At 75.0% G+C, this 19,508-nt stretch carries 15 protein-coding genes; 10 read left to right on the plus strand and 5 right to left on the minus strand.

Going from position 1 to position 19,508, the window contains the following annotated elements:
- Positions 1-134 precede the first annotated feature (134 nt).
- Complete coding sequence (locus ACIBH3_RS27400; RefSeq protein ID WP_396314752.1) at positions 135-1,376, plus strand: glycosyltransferase; 1,242 nt, start codon at positions 135-137, stop codon at positions 1,374-1,376.
- Between the two features lie 45 nt (positions 1,377-1,421).
- On the opposite strand, the gene ACIBH3_RS27405 is transcribed toward ACIBH3_RS27400, so the two are convergent.
- Together ACIBH3_RS27405 and ACIBH3_RS27410 are read right to left on the minus strand one after the other, a co-directional pair.
- Positions 1,422-2,960, minus strand: a complete 1,539-nt coding sequence (locus tag ACIBH3_RS27405) for an MFS transporter (RefSeq protein ID WP_396314753.1) — start codon at positions 2,958-2,960, stop codon at positions 1,422-1,424.
- Positions 2,961-3,105: 145 nt separating this feature from the next.
- Positions 3,106-3,387 (minus strand): hypothetical protein, encoded by a 282-nt coding sequence (locus ACIBH3_RS27410; RefSeq protein WP_396314754.1) that lies wholly within the window; start codon positions 3,385-3,387, stop codon positions 3,106-3,108.
- Positions 3,388-3,630: 243 nt separating this feature from the next.
- On the opposite strand from ACIBH3_RS27410, the gene ACIBH3_RS27415 reads away from it, so the two are divergent.
- Complete coding sequence (locus ACIBH3_RS27415; protein WP_396314755.1) at positions 3,631-3,861, plus strand: hypothetical protein; 231 nt, start codon at positions 3,631-3,633, stop codon at positions 3,859-3,861.
- A 26-nt stretch (positions 3,862-3,887) separates the two neighbouring features.
- Here ACIBH3_RS27415 and ACIBH3_RS27420 read toward each other — a convergent pair whose 3' ends face one another.
- On the minus strand, positions 3,888-4,553 hold the full coding sequence (locus tag ACIBH3_RS27420) for a hypothetical protein (RefSeq protein WP_396314756.1): 666 nt from the start codon (positions 4,551-4,553) through the stop codon (positions 3,888-3,890).
- A gap of 179 nt (positions 4,554-4,732) precedes the next feature.
- Here ACIBH3_RS27420 and ACIBH3_RS27425 point away from each other — a divergent pair, with 179 nt between their 5' ends.
- Both ACIBH3_RS27425 and ACIBH3_RS27430 read left to right on the plus strand, forming a co-directional pair.
- Positions 4,733-6,040, plus strand: coding sequence for a sensor histidine kinase (locus tag ACIBH3_RS27425; protein WP_396314757.1), 1,308 nt, complete (start codon positions 4,733-4,735; stop codon positions 6,038-6,040).
- On the plus strand, positions 6,037-6,795 hold the full coding sequence (locus tag ACIBH3_RS27430; protein WP_396314758.1) for a response regulator: 759 nt from the start codon (positions 6,037-6,039) through the stop codon (positions 6,793-6,795). Before ACIBH3_RS27425 ends, ACIBH3_RS27430 begins: the two co-directional genes overlap by 4 nt.
- A 74-nt stretch (positions 6,796-6,869) precedes the next feature.
- Here the strand turns inward: ACIBH3_RS27430 and ACIBH3_RS27435 are convergent, their stop codons facing one another.
- On the minus strand, positions 6,870-8,204 hold the full coding sequence (locus ACIBH3_RS27435; protein ID WP_396314759.1) for a metallophosphoesterase: 1,335 nt from the start codon (positions 8,202-8,204) through the stop codon (positions 6,870-6,872).
- 256 nt (positions 8,205-8,460) lie between these two features.
- Here ACIBH3_RS27435 and ACIBH3_RS27440 point away from each other — a divergent pair, with 256 nt between their 5' ends.
- A complete protein-coding gene (locus ACIBH3_RS27440) occupies positions 8,461-9,891 on the plus strand; it encodes an amino acid permease (protein ID WP_396314760.1) in 1,431 nt (476 codons plus the stop codon).
- Positions 9,892-10,109: 218 nt separating this feature from the next.
- Positions 10,110-11,315 (plus strand): helix-turn-helix domain-containing protein, encoded by a 1,206-nt coding sequence (locus ACIBH3_RS27445; protein ID WP_396314761.1) that lies wholly within the window; start codon positions 10,110-10,112, stop codon positions 11,313-11,315.
- 132 nt (positions 11,316-11,447) lie between these two features.
- Here ACIBH3_RS27445 and ACIBH3_RS27450 read toward each other — a convergent pair whose 3' ends face one another.
- A complete protein-coding gene (locus ACIBH3_RS27450; RefSeq protein WP_396314762.1) occupies positions 11,448-12,236 on the minus strand; it encodes a S1 family peptidase in 789 nt (262 codons plus the stop codon).
- Between the two features lie 172 nt (positions 12,237-12,408).
- Between ACIBH3_RS27450 and ACIBH3_RS27455 the strand changes: the two genes are divergently transcribed.
- The 4 genes from ACIBH3_RS27455 to ACIBH3_RS27470 all read left to right on the plus strand — a co-directional run bounded on the left by ACIBH3_RS27455 (position 12,409) and on the right by ACIBH3_RS27470 (position 19,305).
- Positions 12,409-13,305: an EI24 domain-containing protein gene (locus ACIBH3_RS27455; protein WP_396314763.1), complete on the plus strand. Its 897-nt coding sequence runs from the start codon at positions 12,409-12,411 to the stop codon at positions 13,303-13,305.
- Between the two features lie 709 nt (positions 13,306-14,014).
- Positions 14,015-14,749, plus strand: coding sequence for a lytic transglycosylase domain-containing protein (locus ACIBH3_RS27460; protein ID WP_396314764.1), 735 nt, complete (start codon positions 14,015-14,017; stop codon positions 14,747-14,749).
- A gap of 249 nt (positions 14,750-14,998) precedes the next feature.
- On the plus strand, positions 14,999-16,030 hold the full coding sequence (locus ACIBH3_RS27465) for a glycosyltransferase family 2 protein (protein WP_396314765.1): 1,032 nt from the start codon (positions 14,999-15,001) through the stop codon (positions 16,028-16,030).
- A 293-nt stretch (positions 16,031-16,323) separates the two neighbouring features.
- Positions 16,324-19,305 carry an FAD-binding and (Fe-S)-binding domain-containing protein gene (locus ACIBH3_RS27470; protein ID WP_396314766.1) on the plus strand — a complete coding sequence of 994 codons (2,982 nt, stop codon included), beginning with the start codon at positions 16,324-16,326 and terminating at the stop codon, positions 19,303-19,305.
- The last annotated feature ends 203 nt before the right edge of the window (positions 19,306-19,508 follow it).

Genomic DNA, 19,508 nt, shown 5'->3' on the forward strand with positions numbered 1-19,508 from the left:
CTCCAGGACGCCCGCCCGCCGGTGAACTCACCGGCCGGCAGGGCTACTTCGCATGACATGTCGGCACTGCGCCGCACCGGTCGGCGCCCTCCCCACGCCGATCGGCTCCCGTTACCGAGGTCGAGCGGAAGACGATGAACCTCCTTGAGCAGGCCGCCCCGTCCACCCTCACGCGTGCCTCCTCGGCGCGACCGCAGCCCGCCGCCACCCTGCGGCCGCCCCGCGTCCTGGTGATCACGGGCAGCGTCGGAGCCGGCCACAACGGAGCCGCCACCGAGCTGGTCCGCCGGCTGGAGGCGCGCTGCCTGGAGGTCGGCTACCGCGACTACCTGGACGCCCTGCCTCGCCGGTACCAGCGCCTGCTGCGGGACGGCTACACCTTCAGCGCCGGCCGGACGCCGGGCGTGTTCGACTGGCTGTTCCGCTGCCAGGAGCGGGACTCCGTGGTTCGCACGCTCACCCTGGGCCTGTGCCGGCGGGCCGCCCGGGAGCTCGCGAACTGGGTCGGCGAGGGGTACGACGTCGTCGTGACCACCTTCCCGTTCGCCGCGCAGAGCCTGGGCATGCTCAAGGAGGACGGCGTGCTGACGGCGCCCGCGGTCTGCTACCTGACCGACCCGGCGCCGCACCGGCTCTGGGTGCACCCGGGCATCGACGTGCACCTGACCGTCACCGAGGCCACCGCCCAGGAGGGCACCGTCCGGTACGGGGTGCCGATGACGGCGGCCGGCCCGCTGGCTCCCGCCGCCTTCGCCGAACCGCTCGACGAGGCCGGCCGATCGGCGCTGCGCCGCGAGCTCGGGGTGCCGTCCTCCGAGCGGCTGGCGCTGCTGATGACGGGGTCGATGGGGCTGGGCCACGTGATGGCCGGGGTCCACGCGCTGCGCGCGGCGGAGGGCACCGCGCCGGTGGTGCTCTGCGGGCGCAACGACCGGCTGCGGCGACGGGTCGAACGGCTGCCCGGCGTCGTCGCGCTGGGCTGGCGTGAGGATGTGCCGCGGCTGATGGCGGCCGCCGACGTACTGGTGCACAACGCGGGCGGCCTCTCGCTCACCGAGGCGCTGGTCGCGGGCCTGCCGGCGGTGAGCTACGAGGTGCTGTCCGGGCACGGGCGGGCCAACGCCGCCACCCTGGCCCGGGCCGGCCTCGCGCCGTGGCCGCTGACGCCGGCCGCGCTCGCACAGGCGCTCCGGGACCAGGCGGCGCGGGGCCGGGTGCACCTGCCGGAGCTGCCCGAGCACCGGCGGGCGGCGAGCGTCGTGGAGACGCTGGCCCGCCGTCGGCGCGACCGGGACGCCGTACCCCGGCAGAGCGTGGACCGGCAGAGCAGGGACCTGGACCGGCCGGGCCCGGACCGGCAGGTGCCCGCGGCGTGACGTGCGGGGCCGCCGGCGGGGGACGGGGGAGGGACCGGGCGCAGGTCAGACGGTGGCCGGCTCGGGCTCCGGCGCCTCCCGGTCGATCTCGCTCTCCCGGACCAGCCACAGCGCCAGCGCCGCCCCGACCAGGCTGATCACCCCGCCGAGCACCAGCACGGTGTTGAGCCCGGAGAGGAATCCCTCCCGGGCCGCGTCCGCGACCTGCTGCCGGCCCTCGGCGGGGACGGCGGCCAGCACCTCGGGCAGGCTGCCCGAGGAGGCTGCCTCGATCAGCTCGCGCGGGCGGGCACCGGCCGAGGCCGCCGTTCCCGCCGTCAGTTCGCGTACCCGGTCGGCGCCGCGGCCGACGAAGATCGCGCCCCAGACGGCGATCCCGACGGCGATGCCGACCTGCCGGAACGTGTCGTTGATGCCGGCCGCCATCCCGCTGCGCTCCTTGGGCACCACGCTCACCGCCACGTCCGCGATCACCGGGTTGATCAGGCCCACGCCGGCGCCCGTGACCAGGAAGCCGCTGAGCAGGGTGGTCCACTCGTCGTCCGCCGCGATGCCGGCCATCAGCAACAGACCGACGCCGATGCCGGCCAGGCCCACGGCGAGCATCGCCCGCGCCTGGACCCGGGAGAGCAGCACACCGGCGATCGGCGCCACGAGGAAGCTGAGCGCCGTCACCGGCAGGTAGCGCACGCCGGCCGCGAGGGGCGACAGGCCGAGGTAGTTCTGCAGGTACAGCGTCAGGTAGAGGAACAGCGCGAAGAGCGAGCTGGAGACGGCGAAGGCCGCCAGCTGTACGCCGGTGAACGCGTGCCGACGGAACAGCCCCAGCGGGAGCATCGGCTCGGCGACCCGGAGCTCGACCACGACGAAGGCCGCCAGCAGGAGCGCCGACCCGACGAACAGCGAGACGATCAGGGCGCTTCCCCAGCCCTCGGTGTTACCGCGGATGAGTGCCAGCACCAGCAGGAACAGCGCGATGCTGAACGTCGCGACCCCGGGCCAGTCGACCCGCGTCGCGTTCGGGTCGCGGCTCTCCCGCAGCTTCAGGTAGGTGACGGCGATCGCGGCCACCCCGATCGGCACATTGAGGTAGAAGATCGACTCCCAGCCGAGCGAGTCCGTGAGCACACCCCCGATCAGCGGACCGACGGCCACCGCGACACCGATCGTCGCCCCGTAGACGCCCATCGCCGTACCGCGCTCACGGCCGGCCGTGAACTCCTGTGCGACCAGGGCCAACGACACCGCGAACATCACCGCGCCGCCGACGCCCTGGAGCGCGCGGGAGAGGTTGAGGAAGGTCGGGTCCGGCGCGAGGGCGCAGAGCAGCGAGGCGACGGAGAAGATCAGCAGCCCGGCGACGAAGGTGCGACGGCGGCCGAGCCGGTCGGCGAGCGAACCCGCCGTCAGCACCAGCGCCGCCAGGGTGAGGGTGTACGCGTCGAACACCCACTGGAGGTCGGTGAAGCTGGCGTTCAGGTCGGCCCGGATCGAGGGCAGCGCGACGTTGACGACCGTGATGTCGAGTAGGAGCATGAAGGTCGCGACGGAGACGGCGATCAGGGTCCACCACTTGCGTTCCACGGGACCGCTCTCCTTGTCACACCGTCAGGGGCCGGATGATCACCGCTCTGACGGTACGCAACGACGGAGCGTGCACCGAGGACGGACACGGCCGCGCACGAGTGGCGGGCGAGCGCGGAGTACGGGCGCGGGCGCCGGCGACGGCTCAGGCCGGGTGGCTGCTCGCCCGCTGCCGGCTGCGGTCGGCCGAGGCTCCGATCCAGCGCAGGGCCAGGCCGACCAGCGCGACCACCGTGACGCCCCACACCACGCTGAAGACCACCAGCACGGGCAGCGACGCCACCTGGGCCCCGACCGCCCCCAGGCCCAGGGAGAGACCCAGCAGCAGAACCACCTCGGTGTTCCCGACCCCGGCCAGCGCCGTCCGGACTCGGTACAGCAGGCCACCGCGGCCCCTGTCGTTCCCGACCCGCCGGTCCATCTCCATCGCCTCCGCGCTCCGCGCTCCGGGTCCAGGTCTCGCCCCCGGGTCGGCCTCGGGCCGGCGCCGGCGACTGCCTGGCCGGTCTCTCCACTGTGCCCGGGGTTCACCCGTTCGGCCACCTGCTCCGCCCCGGGCCGCGACGGCCACGGCGGGTCGAGGCAGGCGGGTCGGGGCAGGGGGCCGGGTGACGCGGGAGAATGGGAGGACGGCGGGCCGGACCAGCGGCCACCGTCCCGGAGGTACGCGATGACCGGTCACAGCAGGCGGGCGCCGGGCACGGGCGCCCCGCCGCCCGAGCGGACCACGTACCTGGTCACCTACGCCGTGGCCGGGTCGGCGGGCGTGCGCCAGGCCGAGGTGACGGTGGTGCCCGGCTACTCGCAGGAGAGCGACATCCCGCGCATCCTCGCCGCCCGGCTGACCGGCCGGGCGACCCGGCAGCCGCGGATCACCCTGCTCGGCCTCCGGGCACGCTGACCGGTGCCCCGCCCGGCGGCCGGCCGTCACCCCCGCGCGGCGGCCGTCGGCTGCGGGGGCAGCTCGGTGTGGTGGACGGTGAAGCCCCCCTCCAGGACCGGGGCGAACGGCGCCGGCGCCATACAGGTGCCCACTCGTCCCATGACGGGCTCACCCTTCTCGTCGGTGTCCGTGTTCGCCACGCCCCAGGAGAATCCGAACCGGTCACGATCGCGGCCCGAGCGGTCCCGGTCGTCACCGTCATAGACGCTGAAGCCCCGCCGCTGCCCCACCCACTCCGCGACCTCGGGGTCCGCCCGGTTGACGATCGCGGTGAAGGTCGCGGTCCGGGCGCCGGTCACCAGGCAGTCGACGTCCGCCTCGGCGGTCACCGTCTTGTTCAGCGCGGCCACCCAGTGCGAGATCCGCACGATGCCCCGGGCGTCGGTGGGCAGGCCCTGGGGCGCGTCCGGGAGGGGCTTGGAGAAGGGAACGGCCTGCGCGTCGAAGCTGAAGCGGATGTCGTCGTCCGGGGAGTAGGTGAAGAAGATCCGCGCCGAGCCGCTCACGCTCGCGACCTTGGCCGGAGGCCTGCGGTCCGCCCCCTCGGGGGTGGCGGCCGAGGCGCCGACCCCGCCGAGTGCGGCGAGCGCGGCTGCGGCGGCGAGCGCGGCGACGGTCTTGCGGCGGCGGGTCACGGAACTGCCTGCCATGTCGAACTCCCTTGCTGTGTGGCCTCGATGGCCTCTCCTGCGGTGCTGTACCAAGCCTCGCCCGGGAGGCCGGAGCCCGGCCATCTGCCGTTCGGCAGATCGTGACCGGCGCTGCGCAGCCCGCTCTCTGCCGTTCGGCAGAGCGTCTCGCCGGGCGGGCCTTCCGTAGGATCGGCCGGGTGCCGACAACGAACGTGAACACCTCTGGCCACCGGCGCTTGACGCGTCGTGAGATCGGCGCCGCCGCAGCGGCCGTGACGGCGGCCGCGGTCGGAGCGGCCGCGATGGCGGCCGACGGACTCCGGTCCGGGCAGTGGCGGCCGGGCCACGCCTCGGCGCTCGCGGCGATCGCGCTGGCCGTGTGGGCGGCGCTCGGCCCACCGCGCTCCCGCCGGCGCCTCGCCCGCCCGGCCCTGGTGGTCGGCGCCCTCTCACTGCTGACCACCTTCGTCGGTACGTCTGCGGCGGATGTCGCGGAGTCCGGTGGCTCGTCCTGGAAGTACTGGAAGCTCATCGAGGTCGGACTGCTGCTGGTGCCGCTCGCCGTGACCACCCGCTGGGCACCGGCCCGCCAGGCCGTCCCGGCCGGGCTCGCCACCATTGCGGCCGTGGCGTTCTGGACGCTGCCACTGGTCCCGTCCGCCTCACTGCTGGAACGGACGGGCGCCGCGGTGTTCTGGTCGCTGCCCGCGCTGGCGGCGGCCGGGACCGGCGGCTACCTCCGGCTGGCGCAGCAGCGCCAACGCCGGCTGGTAGCCGGGATCCGGCGGGCCCAGCAGCTCGAACTCGCCCGGGATCTGCACGACTTCGTCGCCCACGACATCAGCGGGATCGTGGTGCAGGCACAGGCGGCCCGGTTCGTCGCCGAGTCGGACCCACGGCAGGCGGTGCCGGCGTTGGAGCGCATCGAGCAGGCCGGGTTGAGCGCGCTGGCCTCGATGGACCGGATGGTGGCGATGCTGCACCAGCCGGAGGAGGACGGCAACGACGGGGACGACGGGGACCACGACAGGGATCGCGCCGCCACCCCACAGGGCGTCGCCCCGCTGCCCGGGGTCTACGAACTGCCCGCCCTGATCCAGCGGTTCACCGCGGCCGGGCGTACCGAGGCCCGGCTCGGCATCGCGCCGGACGCCGGCGGAGCACTCTCCCGGGACACCGGCTCGACGGCGTACCGGGTGGTGGTGGAGGCTCTGACCAACGTCCGCCGGCACGCGCCGAACGCGGCCCTCGTCGAGGTCGAGCTGGCCGGCGTCCGCACCGCCCGCGGCGGCCGCACGGTCGAGCTGCGGGTGCGCAACGACGCCGGCTCCGCCCCGCCCGGCCGGGGCGGCGGACGGCGCCGGGAGGGGCACGGCGGACGCGGCCTGGCCGGGCTGGGCGAACGAGTGCGGGCGGCCGGCGGGACGCTGTCCGCCGGGCCGTACGAGGGGGGCTGGCAGGTACTCGCCGAATTCCCGGCGGCCGGCCCCGCCGGGAAGGCATGATCAACAGTGTGACGACACGCATTCTGCTGGCAGACGACCAGGACGACGTCCGCAGCGGCTTCCGGCTGATCCTCGACTCCCAGCCGGACATGACCGTCGTGGGCGAGGCCGCCGACGGGGCCACCGCCTTGGAGCTGGCCCGGCGCCTGCGGCCGGACGTCGTGCTGGCCGACATCCGGATGCCCCGGCTGGACGGGCTGGAACTGACCCGACTGCTCGCGGGGCCCGGCGCCGAGGAGCCGACCCGCGTCGTGGTCGTCACGACCTTCGATCTCGACGAGTACGTCCACACCGCGCTGCGCAACGGCGCCTGCGGGTTCCTGCTGAAGCGCTCCGGCCCGGCGCTGCTGATCGAGGGGGTCAGGGCTGCGATGGCCGGGGACGCGCTGATCAGCCCTCAGATCACCGTCCGCCTGCTGCACCGGCTCTCCGACCCGGCCGAGCCGAGCCCCGTGCGGCCCGGCCCCGTACAGCCCGGCGCTGCCCGGCCGAGCTCCGTCCAGCCGGGACGCGCGCGGCCCGTGGGCGCCGGCGGGCCGCTGACCGATCGGGAGGCGGAGATCGCCCGACTGGTCGCCCGGGGCTGCACCAATGCCGAGATCGGGGCGGAGCTCTTCATCTCGGCGGGTACGGCGAAGACCCACCTCGCCAACATCCAGGCCAAGCTGAAGGTCCGCAACCGGGTCGCCGTCGCGGCCTGGGCGTGGGAGAGCGGGCTGGTCGCCCCCGGCCCCCGGGCGGCCCACGGCACCTGAGCCGGGCAGTCAGCCGGGGCACGAACGCCTGAGCCGTGCGGCGCCGGGCCGCCTCGGGTCGGCGCCGCAGCCGGTCAGGCGTGCGGCGAGGCCAGCGTGACGATGGTGATGTCGGAGGGGGCGCCGACCCGGACGGGCGGGCCCCAGGCGCCGGCGCCGCGGGTGACGTAGAGCTGGGTGTCGCCGTAGCGCTCCAACCCGGCGACGGTCGGATTGGCCAGCGCGGCCAGGTAGTTGCCCGGCCAGAGCTGGCCACCGTGGGTGTGACCGGAGAGCTGGAGATCCACGCCGTGGCGGACCGCGTCGTGAATGGTCACCGGCTGGTGGGAGAGCAGGACGGAGGTGCGGGTGCGGTCCCGGTCGCCGAGTGCCTTCTCGAAGTCCGGGCCGTCCCCCTCCGAGGTGCCGGCCAGGTCGTTCACCCCGGCCAGGTCGAAGCCGGCCAGCTCGACCCGCTCGTTGCGCAGCGGGTGCACGCCCAGCGAGCGCACGAAGTCGACCCAGGGCGCCGCGCCGGAGAAGTACTCGTGGTTGCCCGTGACGAAGAAGGAACCGTCGCGGGCGCGCAGCCGGGCCAGTGGTTCGGCGGCCGGGCCGAGCTCGGGGACGGTGCCGTCGACCAGGTCGCCGACGATCGTCACCAGATCGGGCCGGGCGGCGTTGATGGTGTCGACGATCCGCTGGGTGTGGGCGCGGCCGAGGATCGGCCCGAGGTGGATGTCGCTGACCACGGCGATCCGGTAGCCGTGGGCCCGGGCGGGCAGCTTCGCCAGCGGCACGGTGACCTGCTTGACCTTCGGGCCGCGCAGCACCCCGTACATGCCGTTGCCGACCACTGCCGCGGCCGCGCCGCCGGCGCCGATCGCGACCGCGCGGGCGACGAACAGGCGCCGCTCGGGCGAGCGCGGGGCGGCGAACCCGGCGGCCGGCGCCGCCTCGGTGGGCCCGGCAGGCGCGGCGGGCGCAGCAGGCTCGGTGGGCGTGGCGGGCGCAGCAGGCTCGGTGGGCGTGGCGGGCGCAGCAGGCTCGGTGTACTCACGTGCACCACCGGAACCACCGGTCGCCGCCGGACCTGGCCGCATGCGGCGCCGCGGGGACGGCACCCGGTTGAGCAGCGGCCGGACGGCTTCGCCCACCAGCAGCGCGAGCGTGAGGTAGAGCAGCACCGCCAGCCACAGGAAGCCCGGCCAGGCCACCCAGCGCTCGGCGGCCAGCGGCAGCGCCCGGCCGCCGAGCACGGCGCCGAGGGCGAGCAGCGGCAGCAGGACGGCGAGCACGGTGCCGGCCCGGCGCCACAGCCCGCCGGGCGCGGCGACGTCGCGCACCAGCCGGCGCCAGAGGTACCAGTGGGTGAGCCCGAACACGGTCAGAACGACGAGCAGGAGGAGTACACCGATGATCACCCCCACAGTATGAGCAGCCGGCGCGGAGGTGCCCGCCAGGGGGCGGAGCGAGTGAGACTGGGTCAGATTTGAGCTTTCACGGAATCGAGAATATCCACCCTGACCTGGGCTTATGTGTCCGCTGAGCGGACATCCGAAGGTCTGCTGTTCCGATACTCGTAAGTAGAAGTTAGGTTGCCACGCATTGCGCGGATCCGTCCCCACCCTCCGGGTACCACAGCCCGAGGGGCAAGCCGCGCGGGAAAGGCACAGGCAACCCCACATGCGTGCGGAAACCACCACCCAGGCCGCATCACCCCCAGCGGCCCCGGGCAGCGGTCCCCAGGACAGCGGCCACCTCCAGGCCGGACTCAAGAACCGCCACCTGTCGATGATCGCCATCGGCGGCGTGATCGGCGCCGGCCTGTTCGTCGGCTCGGGCGCCGGCATCGCCTCCACCGGTCCCGGCATCCTGCTCTCGTACACACTGGCCGGGGTACTGGTCGTGATGGTGATGCGGATGCTCGGCGAGATGGCCGCGGCGGACCCGCAGAGCGGCTCCTTCTCCGCGTACGCGGACCGGGCGCTCGGCCGCTGGGCCGGCTTCAGCATCGGCTGGCTGTACTGGTTCTTCTGGGTGGTGGTGCTGGCCGTGGAGGCCACCGCCGGCGCCAAGATCCTCAACAACTGGGTCCCGGGCGTGCCGCAGTGGGCGTTCGCCCTGCTGGTGATGGCCGTACTGACGGCCACCAACCTGTTCTCGGTCGCCTCGTACGGTGAGTTCGAGTTCTGGTTCGCCGGCATCAAGGTGGTGGCGATCGCCGCCTTCCTGGTGGTCGGCGGCCTGGCCGTGTTCGGCCTGCTGCCTGGCACCAGCGCGGTCGGCACGGACAACCTCACCGGGCACGGCGGCTTCCTGCCGCACGGCGTCGGCGCGGTGTTCACCGGAATGCTCACCGTCGTGTTCGCCTTCATGGGCTCCGAGATCGTCACCCTGGCGGCCGGCGAGTCGGCCGACCCGGAGAAGGCCGTCAGCCGCGCGACCAACAGCGTGATCTGGCGCATCGGCGTGTTCTACCTGGGCTCGATCGCCATCGTGGTGACCCTGCTGCCGTGGGACTCCGCCTCCGTCAAGGGCAGCCCGTACGTCGCGGTGCTGGAGCACGTGGGCATCCCGGGCGCGGCCCAGGTGATGGACGTGATCGTGCTGACGGCCGTGCTGTCCTGCCTCAACTCCGGCATGTACACCGCCTCCCGGATGGCGTTCTCGCTCGGGCAGCGCGGCGACGCGCCGAAGGCGTTCGCGAAGGTGACCGAGCGCGGCGTGCCGCGCAACGCGATCCTGGCCTCGGTGGTCTTCGGCTTCATCGCGGTGTTCTTCAACTACAAGTTCCCGGACACCGTCTTCTCCTTCCTGCTGAACTCCTCCGGCGCGGTCGCGCTGTTCGTCTGGATGGTGATCTGCTTCTCCCAGCTGCGGATGCGCAAGATCATCGAGCGCGAGTCGCCCGAGCGGCTGACCGTCCGGATGTGGCTGTACCCCTACCTGACCTGGGCGACCATCGGGATGATCGGCTTCGTGATGGCGTACATGTTCACCGACGAGTCCGGGCGCGAGCAGATGTACCTGTCGCTGGTCGCCGCGGCGATCGTGCTGGCGGCCTCGGCCGTGGTCGACCGCCGGCGCAAGGCCGCGGCCGCCCTGGCGGCCTGAGCCACCCGCACCTCCCGGGCCCCCGGCGTCGCAGCTCCGCGACGCCGGGGGCTCTGCCGTGCCCCGGGTTCGGCGGACGGGCGGGCGAGCCGGCGGGCAGCACGTCGGCGGGGAACAGCGGACCTCGTTTGACATGTGCGCAACGAAGGGGATATCTGTCCATGACAACCCCCCACCAAGCTCCGAAGCGGCCCCGTCCCCCACACACGGGAGGTTCCGTGCTGTTCCGCACCCCCACACCCCCCTCCGCCCGCGCCCGGTTCGGCCGCCGGCTCCGGTACTGGCGCGAGGCCCGCGGGCTGAGCCAGGCCGAACTCGGCCGACGACTCGGCTACGACGACTCGCTCATCAGCCGGGTGGAGAACGCCCGCCGCTGGCCACCACCCGGCCTGCCCGCCCGGGCCGACGAGCTCCTTCTGACACACGGCGAGCTGACCGCCATCTGGCCCCTGGTCGAGCAGGAACGGCAGCGGCTCGCCCAGCTGGCCGGCCCCGCCCGCGCCACGCTCGCCACCCCCGGGCGGCCCGCCGCAGCCACCGTCGAGGCCCTGGAGCAGCTGCTCACCGCGTACCGCGCGGCAGCCTCGGCGATCGGCGGCAGAGACCTGGTCGGGGTGCTGGAGTACCACACCCGTACGCTCGCCGGGTGGCAGCGCGAGGCACCCCGCGCCACACTCGGCCCGCTGCTGAACCTCACCGCGCGCTACGCCGAGCTGGCCGGCTGGGCCCGCTTCGACAACGCCGACCACGCACAGGCCCTGGGCTGGTACGACTACGGCCACGACCTGGCGGCCCGGGCCGGGGACCGCGCCACCGCCGCCACGCTGCTCGCCCGGCGCAGCTCGGTGCACTGGTCCCGCGCGGAGGCGGGCGCCGCCGTCGAGCTGGCCCGCGCCGCCCGCGCCGCAGCGGACGGCCTACCCGGCGTCCAGGCCTGGGCCGCGCTGGCCCAGGCCCGCGGCCATGCCCTCGCCGGCGAGCAGCCGGCCGTCCGGCGGGCCCTGGAGGAGGCCTCCCGGCTGGCCGGCACCGCTGCCCAAGCCGGCGAGCCGACCCCGTGGCTGCGCGAGGCGGACGCCGTGCTCTCCGTCGCGTACGGCACCTGCCACCGGGACCTCGCCGTCCGCACCGGCCACCGTGGGGTCGCCCGGCTCGCGGCGACACAGCTGCGGGCGGCCACCACGCGCCTGGACCGGCCCGCACTGCTGCACGACCTGGCGCTGGTCACCGCCCGACTGGCCGGCGCGTACGTCTGGGCGGGCGAACCGGAGGCCGCCGCCGCGACGCTGGCGGAGCTGCCCCCGGACGCCGCCGGCCGGGTCGCCCAGGAGGCCGGGCAGGCCCGCGGCTGGCTGGCCCGCCGCACGACCCGCGGGGCAGCCCGGCGGCCGGCCCGCCGCGCACCCCTCGCGGCAGCCACCTGACGGGGCGGGGCTGCGCCCGGCCGGCTCGCCCCTCCGCGCCGGCCCCGCCCTCGGCCCGCCCACGCGTACGGGCCGCCCAACGCGTACGGCGGCGCCCCCTGCCGGAGGGGGCGCCGCCCGGTGGGCCGCAGTTCAGAGCCTGGCGGCCGCCGCCGCGATCGCCGCGGCATAGGTGCTCACCTGGGTGTAGACGCCCGGGTAGCCCGGCCGGGCGCAGCCGTCGCCCCAGCTGGTGATGCCGACCTGGATCCAGTTGCCCCCGCCGTCCCGGCGGAACATCGGGCCGCCGGAGTCACCCTGGCAGGTGTCCACCCCGCCCGCGTCCATGAACCCGGCGCACAGCGAGCCCGCGGTCACCAGGCCCGGGTAGGCCCCGGCGCAGGTCGAGTCGGAGACGTACGGCACGCTCGCCTTGAGCAGGTAGCGCTGCTGGCCGCCGCCCTCACGGGCCGCTCCCCAGCCGGCGATGGTGAAGGTGCCGCTGTCGTACGCCGTGCTGGTGGCGACCGGCAGGGTGCTGACCAGGCTGCTGCTGATCGGCGAGGCCAGCTTGATCAGCGCCCAGTCGTTGCCGTTCTCGGCGCCGGTGAAGGACGGCGACTGGTACACGTACTTCGACTTCACCTTGATGACACCGCTGCTGTTGAGGTCGACGTTGCCGACCGTGGCGGTGATCGAGGTGTTGTTGCCGGTGCCGTTGACGCAGTGCGCGGCGGTCAGCACGATCTGGCGGGTGTACAGGGCGCCGCCGCAGCCCATGGAGAGCCGCACCATGAACGGGAACTCGCCCTGCGCCGCGCGCGTCCCGCCGACCACCGACGGCGAGGGGGACGGCTGCGAGTGCGCCGGCAGCACCATCGCCCCCACGCCGAACACCACGCTCGCCACCACCGTGAACCAGCGGCCGAGTTGACGTCTCATCGTGCTCCTCCTCGATAGGCCTGGAGCTCCGAGAGTCGTGGACGGCGGCCGGGCGCAGTAGGGGCTGCGCCCTGCCAGCGGGCGTTGGCAGGAGCACGTCCCGGCGGCGCGGGGCGTGCGCCGCCCCCGGCCCGATGTGACCGGCCGGGGGCGGTCCCCTACCCTCGGCGGTATGCGAGATCTTGTGGCGGGGCTGGGGTATCTGGGCAAGGGCCAGAAGTGGGTGGCGCGGCACGGCCGCTGGTGGGGATTCGGCATGATCCCCGCCCTGATCACCCTGGTCGGATACGTGGTGGCGCTGGTCGCGCTCAGCGCGCAGGCGGACGACGTGGCGTCCTGGGCGACCCCCTTCGCCGACCACTGGGGCTCACCCTGGCGGGAGCTGCTGCGCGGGACGCTCGCCGCGGCCGTCTTCGGCGGCGGGCTGCTGATCGCCCTGATCTCCTTCACCGCGGTGACACTGCTGGTCGGGCAGCCCTTCTACGAGTCGCTGTGCGAGCGGGTGGACGAGAGCGAGGGCGGCGCGCCCGCCAAGCCCGGCATCCCGCTCTGGCGCGAGCTGTGGATCGCCGCCCGCGACAGCGTGTACGTGCTGCTGCGGGTGGCCGCCTTCGGGGTCGTGCTGTTCGCGGCCGGGTTCATCCCGCTGATCGGGCAGACGGTGGTGCCGGTGATCGGCATCTGTGTGTCGGGCTTCTTCCTCGCCGTCGAGCTGACCGCCGTCGGGCTCCAGCGCCGCGGCGTCCCGCAGGCCGAGCGGATCAGGCTGCTGCGCCGCCGGCTGCCGCTGGCACTGGGCTTCGGCGTCCCCCTGATCCTGCTGTTCCTGGTCCCGCTGGTGACCGTGCTCGCGATGCCCGGCGCCGTCGCAGGTGCGACCCTGCTGGCCCGCGACCTCGTCCCGGTCGAGCCGCAGGACGAGCGGCACGAGCAGGATGAGCCGCAGGACGCGCCGCCGGGGAGCGGGCACCCCGCCGACCCGTACGCCCAGGTGCCCCACGTGAGCATCCCGTACGGCGGCACCCCCAGCCCCTTCGCCACCGCCAACCCCTACCGCTCCACCCCGTAACTCCCCCGGAAGCACCCGCGGCCGGCCCCACCCACCGGGGGCCGGCCGCTCTGCGTGGTGCGGGGCGGTCAGCTGCGCGCTCGGCTCCGCACGACGCTGCCGACTTCATCCCATTCCGGCACGGCCTGCCCGCTGAGCCCCCGCGCACTCCGGCCCGGCCAAGGTCGTGGCACGCGCGCTGTGAGCGGATGGTCACGCCGGGGCGGGATCACGGGGCCGGGCCTGTGAGCCCGCGCACAGGGGCCGGTGGGACTACTGCCGTCGATAGTCGATGGCGGCGCCCGGGTGGCGCCGGCCGGTGCGGACCGGGGGCCGACGGGCGGGAACGCAGGGGCGGGCGACCGGCAAGAGTGCAGGCCACCAGGCGTTTCCAGGCTCATTTGGACAGGCTCGGGGGCCGATTCGCTTAGTGAATCCCTACTTCGTCCAGGGGATGCGAGGCGCCCGGCGCGGGCCGGGCGCCTCGCCGCGTCCACTATCGGGCGTAGTAGTAACTCTCGTTGCCCCCTTCGTCGCGCTCTGTAAAGAATGTCGGACGTCGCCAGGCAGCGCGGCCCTCCCACCGCTGCGCATCCCGCCCGCCCCGTCCCGACAGCCGGGGTGCCATGGCCGTCCGAGACGGCATCGCGGGCCTGCTCCCCCGAGCACGCTGCGCGATCGCCCGCGTGCTCCGGCACGGCCCCGTACGACGGAAGAGGATGTCCGCTCCATGCAGCTCAGCCATGCCCGCCGCAACTCCCTGATCACCGGCGTCACCACCCTGGCGGTGGCGAGCGCCGCGACCGCCGCCCTGGCCCTGCCGCAGAGCGGCGAGGCGGCGCAGGCATCCGCTCCGGCGGCGAGCCTGTCCGTCGACGGGCGGCCGGTGGCGGCGAGCGCGGACGAGGCGCAGGCCCGGGCGGACGCCGACGCCAAGGCCAAGGCCGAGGCGGACGCCGCTGCCGCTGCCGCCCAGGCGCAGGCGGACGCCGACGCCAAGGCCAAGACCGACGCTGCCACCCAGGCGCAGGCGCAGGCCGATGCGGACGCCAAGGCGAAGGCCGACGCGCAGGCGAAGGCGGACGCCAGGGCCAAGGCCGACGCGAAGGCCAAGGCCGACGCCGCCGCCTCCCGCTCCCAGCAGCGCGCCGCGCTGAACAGCGCCAAGAGCGTCTTCTCCGGTACCCCGCAGCAGATCGCCGCCCAGATCGTGCCCGCCGGCCAGCTGCAATGCTTCAGCAACATCGTCGAGCGCGAGAGCAACTGGATCGTCACCGCGACCAATCCGAGCTCCGGCGCGTACGGCCTGGTCCAGGCCCTGCCCGCGTCCAAGATGGCCTCGGCCGGCGCCGACTGGCGCACCAACCCCGCCACCCAGATCAAGTGGGGCCTCAGCTACATGAACGCCACCTACGGCAGCCCCTGCGGCGCGTGGAAGTTCTGGCAGGTCCACCACGCGTACTGAGCCGGCGCGGATCGCTCGCCGCAGGGCGGCACCCCTCGTGGGGTGCTGTCCTGCGGCGCGTGCGGATCCGCCCGGCCGCCCGGCCCCGGTCGGCGCACGGGCGGCGCACAGGTCGGGCACATGCGGTGGACGCATACGCAGGACCGCGTGAAGATATGGCGCACGCCGTTCCTTTTGACGGGTATTGGTCAGTTTCGGGCACCCGGCGCCCGTTGCCTGCGGGCGTGCCCCGCTCCTAACCTCCAGCGCATGCCCTCACCCCTGATCAGCGTCGTACTCCCCGCCTACGACCAGCAGAAACAGCTGACGGAGTGCCTGGACTCGCTCCTCGCCCAGTCCTTCCGCGACTTCGAGGTCATCGTGGTCGTGGACCGCTCCGCCGACTCCCCCGGCGAGCTCGCCGACTCCTACGCGGCCCGCCACCCCCACATCTCCGTCCTGCGCCTGAACGCCGCCGTCGGTGTCGGCCGCAGCCGCAACGCCGGGGCCGCCCACGCCCGCAGCGAGTACCTGCTCTTCCTGGACAGCGACCACGCCCTCCCCCGGGACGCCTTCCAGGCCCTCGCCAACCGCCTGCACGAGACCGGCCCGGTGGACGTCCTGCTGTTCGGCCACAGCCGCCGGCACGGCGGGCGGGACTGGCCCGGCAGCGCCGAGGAGCTGCTGTCCGGCATCGGCGACGAGGTCGTCGGCCCGCTGGAGCGCCCGGAGCTGTTCGGCGCCGCACCGCTGGCCTGGGACCGGCTGCTGCGCCGCGAGCTGTGGACGGGCCTGGCACTGGCCTTCCCCGACGGTCACTACGAGGAGATCCCGGTCGTCCACCAGGCGCTGCTCGCCGCCACCCGGGTGGCGGCCCTCCCCCGGGAGTGCGTCCAGCTCCGGCGCCGGCACACCCTGCACCCGACCGGCTCGCCCGGCAGCAGCCACTTCGACATCTTCGAGCAGTACGAGCGGACCTTCGAGCTCCTGGACGCCCGACCAGAGCTCGACGCCGTCCGGCCGTACCTGTTCACCCGGATGATCCGGCACTACCTGTTCGTCTTCGACCTCGCCGGTTGCGTCCCCAGGGCCGAGCGCCCGCAGTTCTTCCACCGCGCCGCCGAGCACCACCGGCGCTTCCTGCCGCCCGGCCACCAGCGCCCTGCGGGCCGCGAGGGCATGAAGTTCTCGCTACTGGCGGGCGGCGCGTACCCGGCGTTCGAGGTCGCCAAGCTCTCCCACATCGCCCGGGGCGCCGTCACCGGCCAGCGCCGCCGCAAGCTCGCCGAACCGGCCGCCTGAGGCCCGCCACACCTCACCGCCGCCCGCCACACCCCGCCGTACCGCGCGCCCTCCCCCGCCACACCCTCCGCCGTACTCCGCGGGCGGCCGCCGAGCCCGGATCCCACCGGGCACCGGGCGAAGAGCCGCCCCGCCGCCGCGACCCCCACCGCGGCGGCGGGGCCCCGCCCACCCCGGCCACCCGCTTCGCCGCGCCGGGCCCGGGTCGGACGTATGCGGATCCGCCCCCGCGGCGCCCACCGGGCTGCGATGATCGACGGCATGAGCGCAGCGTTCACCCTGGGAGGCCGCCCGTGACGGGATCCGCCGGATCCACCGACGCCGCCGCCCGCGAGCTGGCCCACGCCCTGGCCTCGGCACTGCGCGGCGAGGTGCGCTTCGGCCCCGCCGAGCGGACGGTCTACAGTCACGACGCGTCCAACTACCGCCACCTGCCGCTCGGCGTGGTCAAACCCGCCGACGCCGACGACGTCCGCGCCGCCCTCGCCCTCTGCCGCCAGCACGGCGTGCCCGTGCTGGCCCGCGGCTCCGGCACCAGCATCGGCGGCCAGGCCATCAGCCCCGGCGCGGTGGTACTGGACTTCCGGCGGCACCTGGGCCGCGTCCTGGAGGTCGACCCCGAGCGCCGCACGGCCAGGGTCGAGCCCGGCACCGTACTGGACGACCTCCAGGCCGCCGTCCGCCCGTACGGCCTGCGGTTCGGCCCAGACCCGTCGACCCACAGCCGCTGCACCCTCGGCGGCATGATCGGCAACGACTCCTGCGGCTCGCACTCGGTGGCCTGGGGCCGCACCTGCGACAACGTCGAGTCGCTGGACCTGCTGCTCGCCGACGGCACCGAGCTGACCGTCGGCGGCCCGCTGACCGCCGATCAGCGCCGGCGGCTGCGCGACCTGCCGGGCCGGGCGGGCGAGGTGCACCGCGCCCTGCTGGACCTCACCGAACGGAACCTCGCGGCCATCCGCCAGGGCATGCCCGCCCTGGCCCGGCGCACCTCCGGCTACCCGCTGGACGCCCTGCTCCCCGAGAACGGCCACGACCTGGCCCGCGCCCTGACCGGCACCGAGGGCACCTGCGCGGTACTCCTCGGCGCCACCGTACGGCTGGTCCGGGCCCCGGCCGCCCGCGCGCTGGTGGTCGCGGGCTACCCGGACGAGAGCGCCGCCGCCGACGCCGTCCCCGCGCTGCTGCCACTGCGCCCGCTCACCGTCGAGGGCATGGCCGCCGACCTGATCGCCGCGCTGCTGGCGGCCGGCCGGCGCCCGCCCGCGCTGGACCGGCTGCCGGACGGCGCCTGCTGGCTGTTCCTGGAGGCGGGCGGCGCCACCGCGGCCGAGGCACTGGACGCCGCCCGCGCCCTGGCGGACGCCGTACGGCGCGAGCGCACCGCCACCGTCACGGTGGTGACCGACCCCGGCGAGCAGCGCCAGCTCTGGGCGGTCCGGGAGGCCGGCGCCGGCATCGTCACCCGGCTGCCCCCGAGCGGCTCCGGGCCCGCCGGCGGCGCCGAGGCCTGGCCCGGCTGGGAGGACTCCGCCGTACCCCCGGAGCGGCTCGGCGGATACCTGCGCGACCTGCGGGCCCTGCTGCACCGGCACGGGCTGCGCGGCATCCCGTACGGGCACTTCGGCGAGGGCTGCGTCCACCTGCGGATCGACTTCCCGCTGACGAAGCCTCAGGGGAGCGCGGCCTTCCGGGAGTTCATGGAGCAGGCGGCCGACCTGGTGGTCTCCCACGGCGGCTCGCTCTCCGGCGAGCACGGCGACGGCCAGGCCCGCGCCGAGCTGCTGCCCCGGATGTACCCGCCGCAGATCATCGAGCTGTTCGGCCGGTTCAAGCGGATCTGGGACCCGGAGAACCTGCTCAACCCCGGCAACCTGGTCGACCCGCGCCCGCTCGACGCCGACCTGCGCTTCGCCGGGCCGGTACGGGAGCTGCCGCTCGCCCTCCCCTACGAGCAGGACGGCGGCAGCCTGCTGACGGCCGTGCACCGCTGCGTCGGCGTCGCCAAGTGCGTGGACACCAGCACCGGCGTGATGTGCCCGAGCTACATGGCCACCGGCGAGGAGCGGCACTCCACCCGCGGCCGGGCGCGGCTGCTCGCCGAGATGCTGCGCGGCGAAGCGGTGCCGGACGGCTGGCGTTCGGAGGAGGTACGGGAGGCGCTGGACCTGTGCCTCGGGTGCAAGGGCTGCGCGAGCGACTGCCCGGTGCACGTCGACATGGCGACGTACAAGGCGGAGTTCCTCCACCAGCACTACCGGCACCGGCCGCGCCCCGCGTCGCACCTGTCGATGGGCTGGCTGCCGCTCTGGCTGCGGGCGGTGGCGCTGGCCCCGGGCGTGGCCAACCGGATCGCCGGCTCCGCGCTGGCGGGGCCGCTGAAGCGGATCGCGGGGATCGACCGGAGGCGGGCGATCCCGCTCTTCCCGCCGGAGACCTTCACCCGCTGGTTCCGCCGCCGCCCGGACCGGGCCGCCCCACCCATCGGCCCGGGGCCGTCCGACGCCACCGCCGCGGCCTCCCGCCGGGTGCTGCTCTGGCCGGACACCTTCTCCGACCACCTCCAGCCCGAGGTGCTCCGCGCCGCGGTGGAGGTCCTCGAACACCTCGGCTTCACCGTGGAGCTGCCCTCCGGCCCGGTCTGCTGCGGCCTGACCTGGGTCTCCACCGGCCAGCTGGACACCGCCCGCCGGGTGATGCGGCGCAGCCTGCGCGCGCTGCCCGACGACCTGCCGATCATCGGCATGGACCCCAGCTGCACGGCGGCACTGCGCGAGGAGCTGCCCAAGCTGCTCGGCGCGGACGGCAGGCCGGTGGCCGCCCGCACCCGCACCTTCGCGGAGTTCCTGGACGAGCACGCGGCCGGCGTGGAGCTGCCCGAGGTACGGGCGAGCGCCATCACCCAGACGCACTGCCACCAGCACTCCGTGCTCGGCACCGAGGCCGACCGGCGAATCGAGGCGAGGATGGGCCTGGAGAACCGCGTCCTGGACTCCGGCTGCTGCGGGCTGGCGGGCAACTTCGGCTTCGAACGGGGCCACTACGAGGTCTCGGCGGCCGTCGCGGAGCGGGTCCTGCTCCCCGAGGTGCGCGCGGCCGCCCCCGAGACGGTGATCCTGGCGGACGGCTACTCCTGCCGCACCCAGATCAGCCAACTCGCAGACGGCCGAAGGGCGTTGCACCTCGCCCAGCTGATCCACCGGGCCATCACGGAGCAGCCCGCCACAGCCGAGCAGCCGAACGGCCCCCGCCCGGGGCCCGGAGACCCATAGGCCCGGCGGAGGGCGCCGGCCGTCGGAGCTGAAACCCGTCGGCACACAGCCCGGACGGCACACAGTGCGGTGGGGGGGCGGCCCCCCCCCCCCCCCCCCCCCCCCCCCCCCCCGCGCCCCGCCCCCCCCCCCCCCGGCCACCCCCCCCCCCCCCCCCCGCCGCACCCCCCCCCCCCCCCCCGCGGGGGGGGGCGGCGCCGGGG

The organism is Kitasatospora sp. NPDC050543 (assembly GCF_044457565.1).
Classification (GTDB): Bacteria; Actinomycetota; Actinomycetes; order Streptomycetales; family Streptomycetaceae; genus Kitasatospora.

What these genes read in the sequence shown, in the direction of transcription:
- ACIBH3_RS27455 (WP_396314763.1), top strand. Translation starts at nt 12,409, where the DNA reads ATGCGAGATCTTGTGGCGGGGCTGGGGTATCTGGGCAAGGGCCAGAAG.
- ACIBH3_RS27410 (WP_396314754.1), bottom strand. Translation starts at nt 3,387, where the DNA reads ATGGAGATGGACCGGCGGGTCGGGAACGACAGGGGCCGCGGTGGCCTG.
- ACIBH3_RS27400 (WP_396314752.1), top strand. Translation starts at nt 135, where the DNA reads ATGAACCTCCTTGAGCAGGCCGCCCCGTCCACCCTCACGCGTGCCTCC.
- ACIBH3_RS27450 (WP_396314762.1), bottom strand. Translation starts at nt 12,236, where the DNA reads ATGAGACGTCAACTCGGCCGCTGGTTCACGGTGGTGGCGAGCGTGGTG.
- ACIBH3_RS27415 (WP_396314755.1), top strand. Translation starts at nt 3,631, where the DNA reads ATGACCGGTCACAGCAGGCGGGCGCCGGGCACGGGCGCCCCGCCGCCC.
- ACIBH3_RS27460 (WP_396314764.1), top strand. Translation starts at nt 14,015, where the DNA reads ATGCAGCTCAGCCATGCCCGCCGCAACTCCCTGATCACCGGCGTCACC.
- ACIBH3_RS27465 (WP_396314765.1), top strand. Translation starts at nt 14,999, where the DNA reads ATGCCCTCACCCCTGATCAGCGTCGTACTCCCCGCCTACGACCAGCAG.
- ACIBH3_RS27420 (WP_396314756.1), bottom strand. Translation starts at nt 4,553, where the DNA reads ATGGCAGGCAGTTCCGTGACCCGCCGCCGCAAGACCGTCGCCGCGCTC.
- ACIBH3_RS27440 (WP_396314760.1), top strand. Translation starts at nt 8,461, where the DNA reads ATGCGTGCGGAAACCACCACCCAGGCCGCATCACCCCCAGCGGCCCCG.
- ACIBH3_RS27430 (WP_396314758.1), top strand. Translation starts at nt 6,037, where the DNA reads ATGATCAACAGTGTGACGACACGCATTCTGCTGGCAGACGACCAGGAC.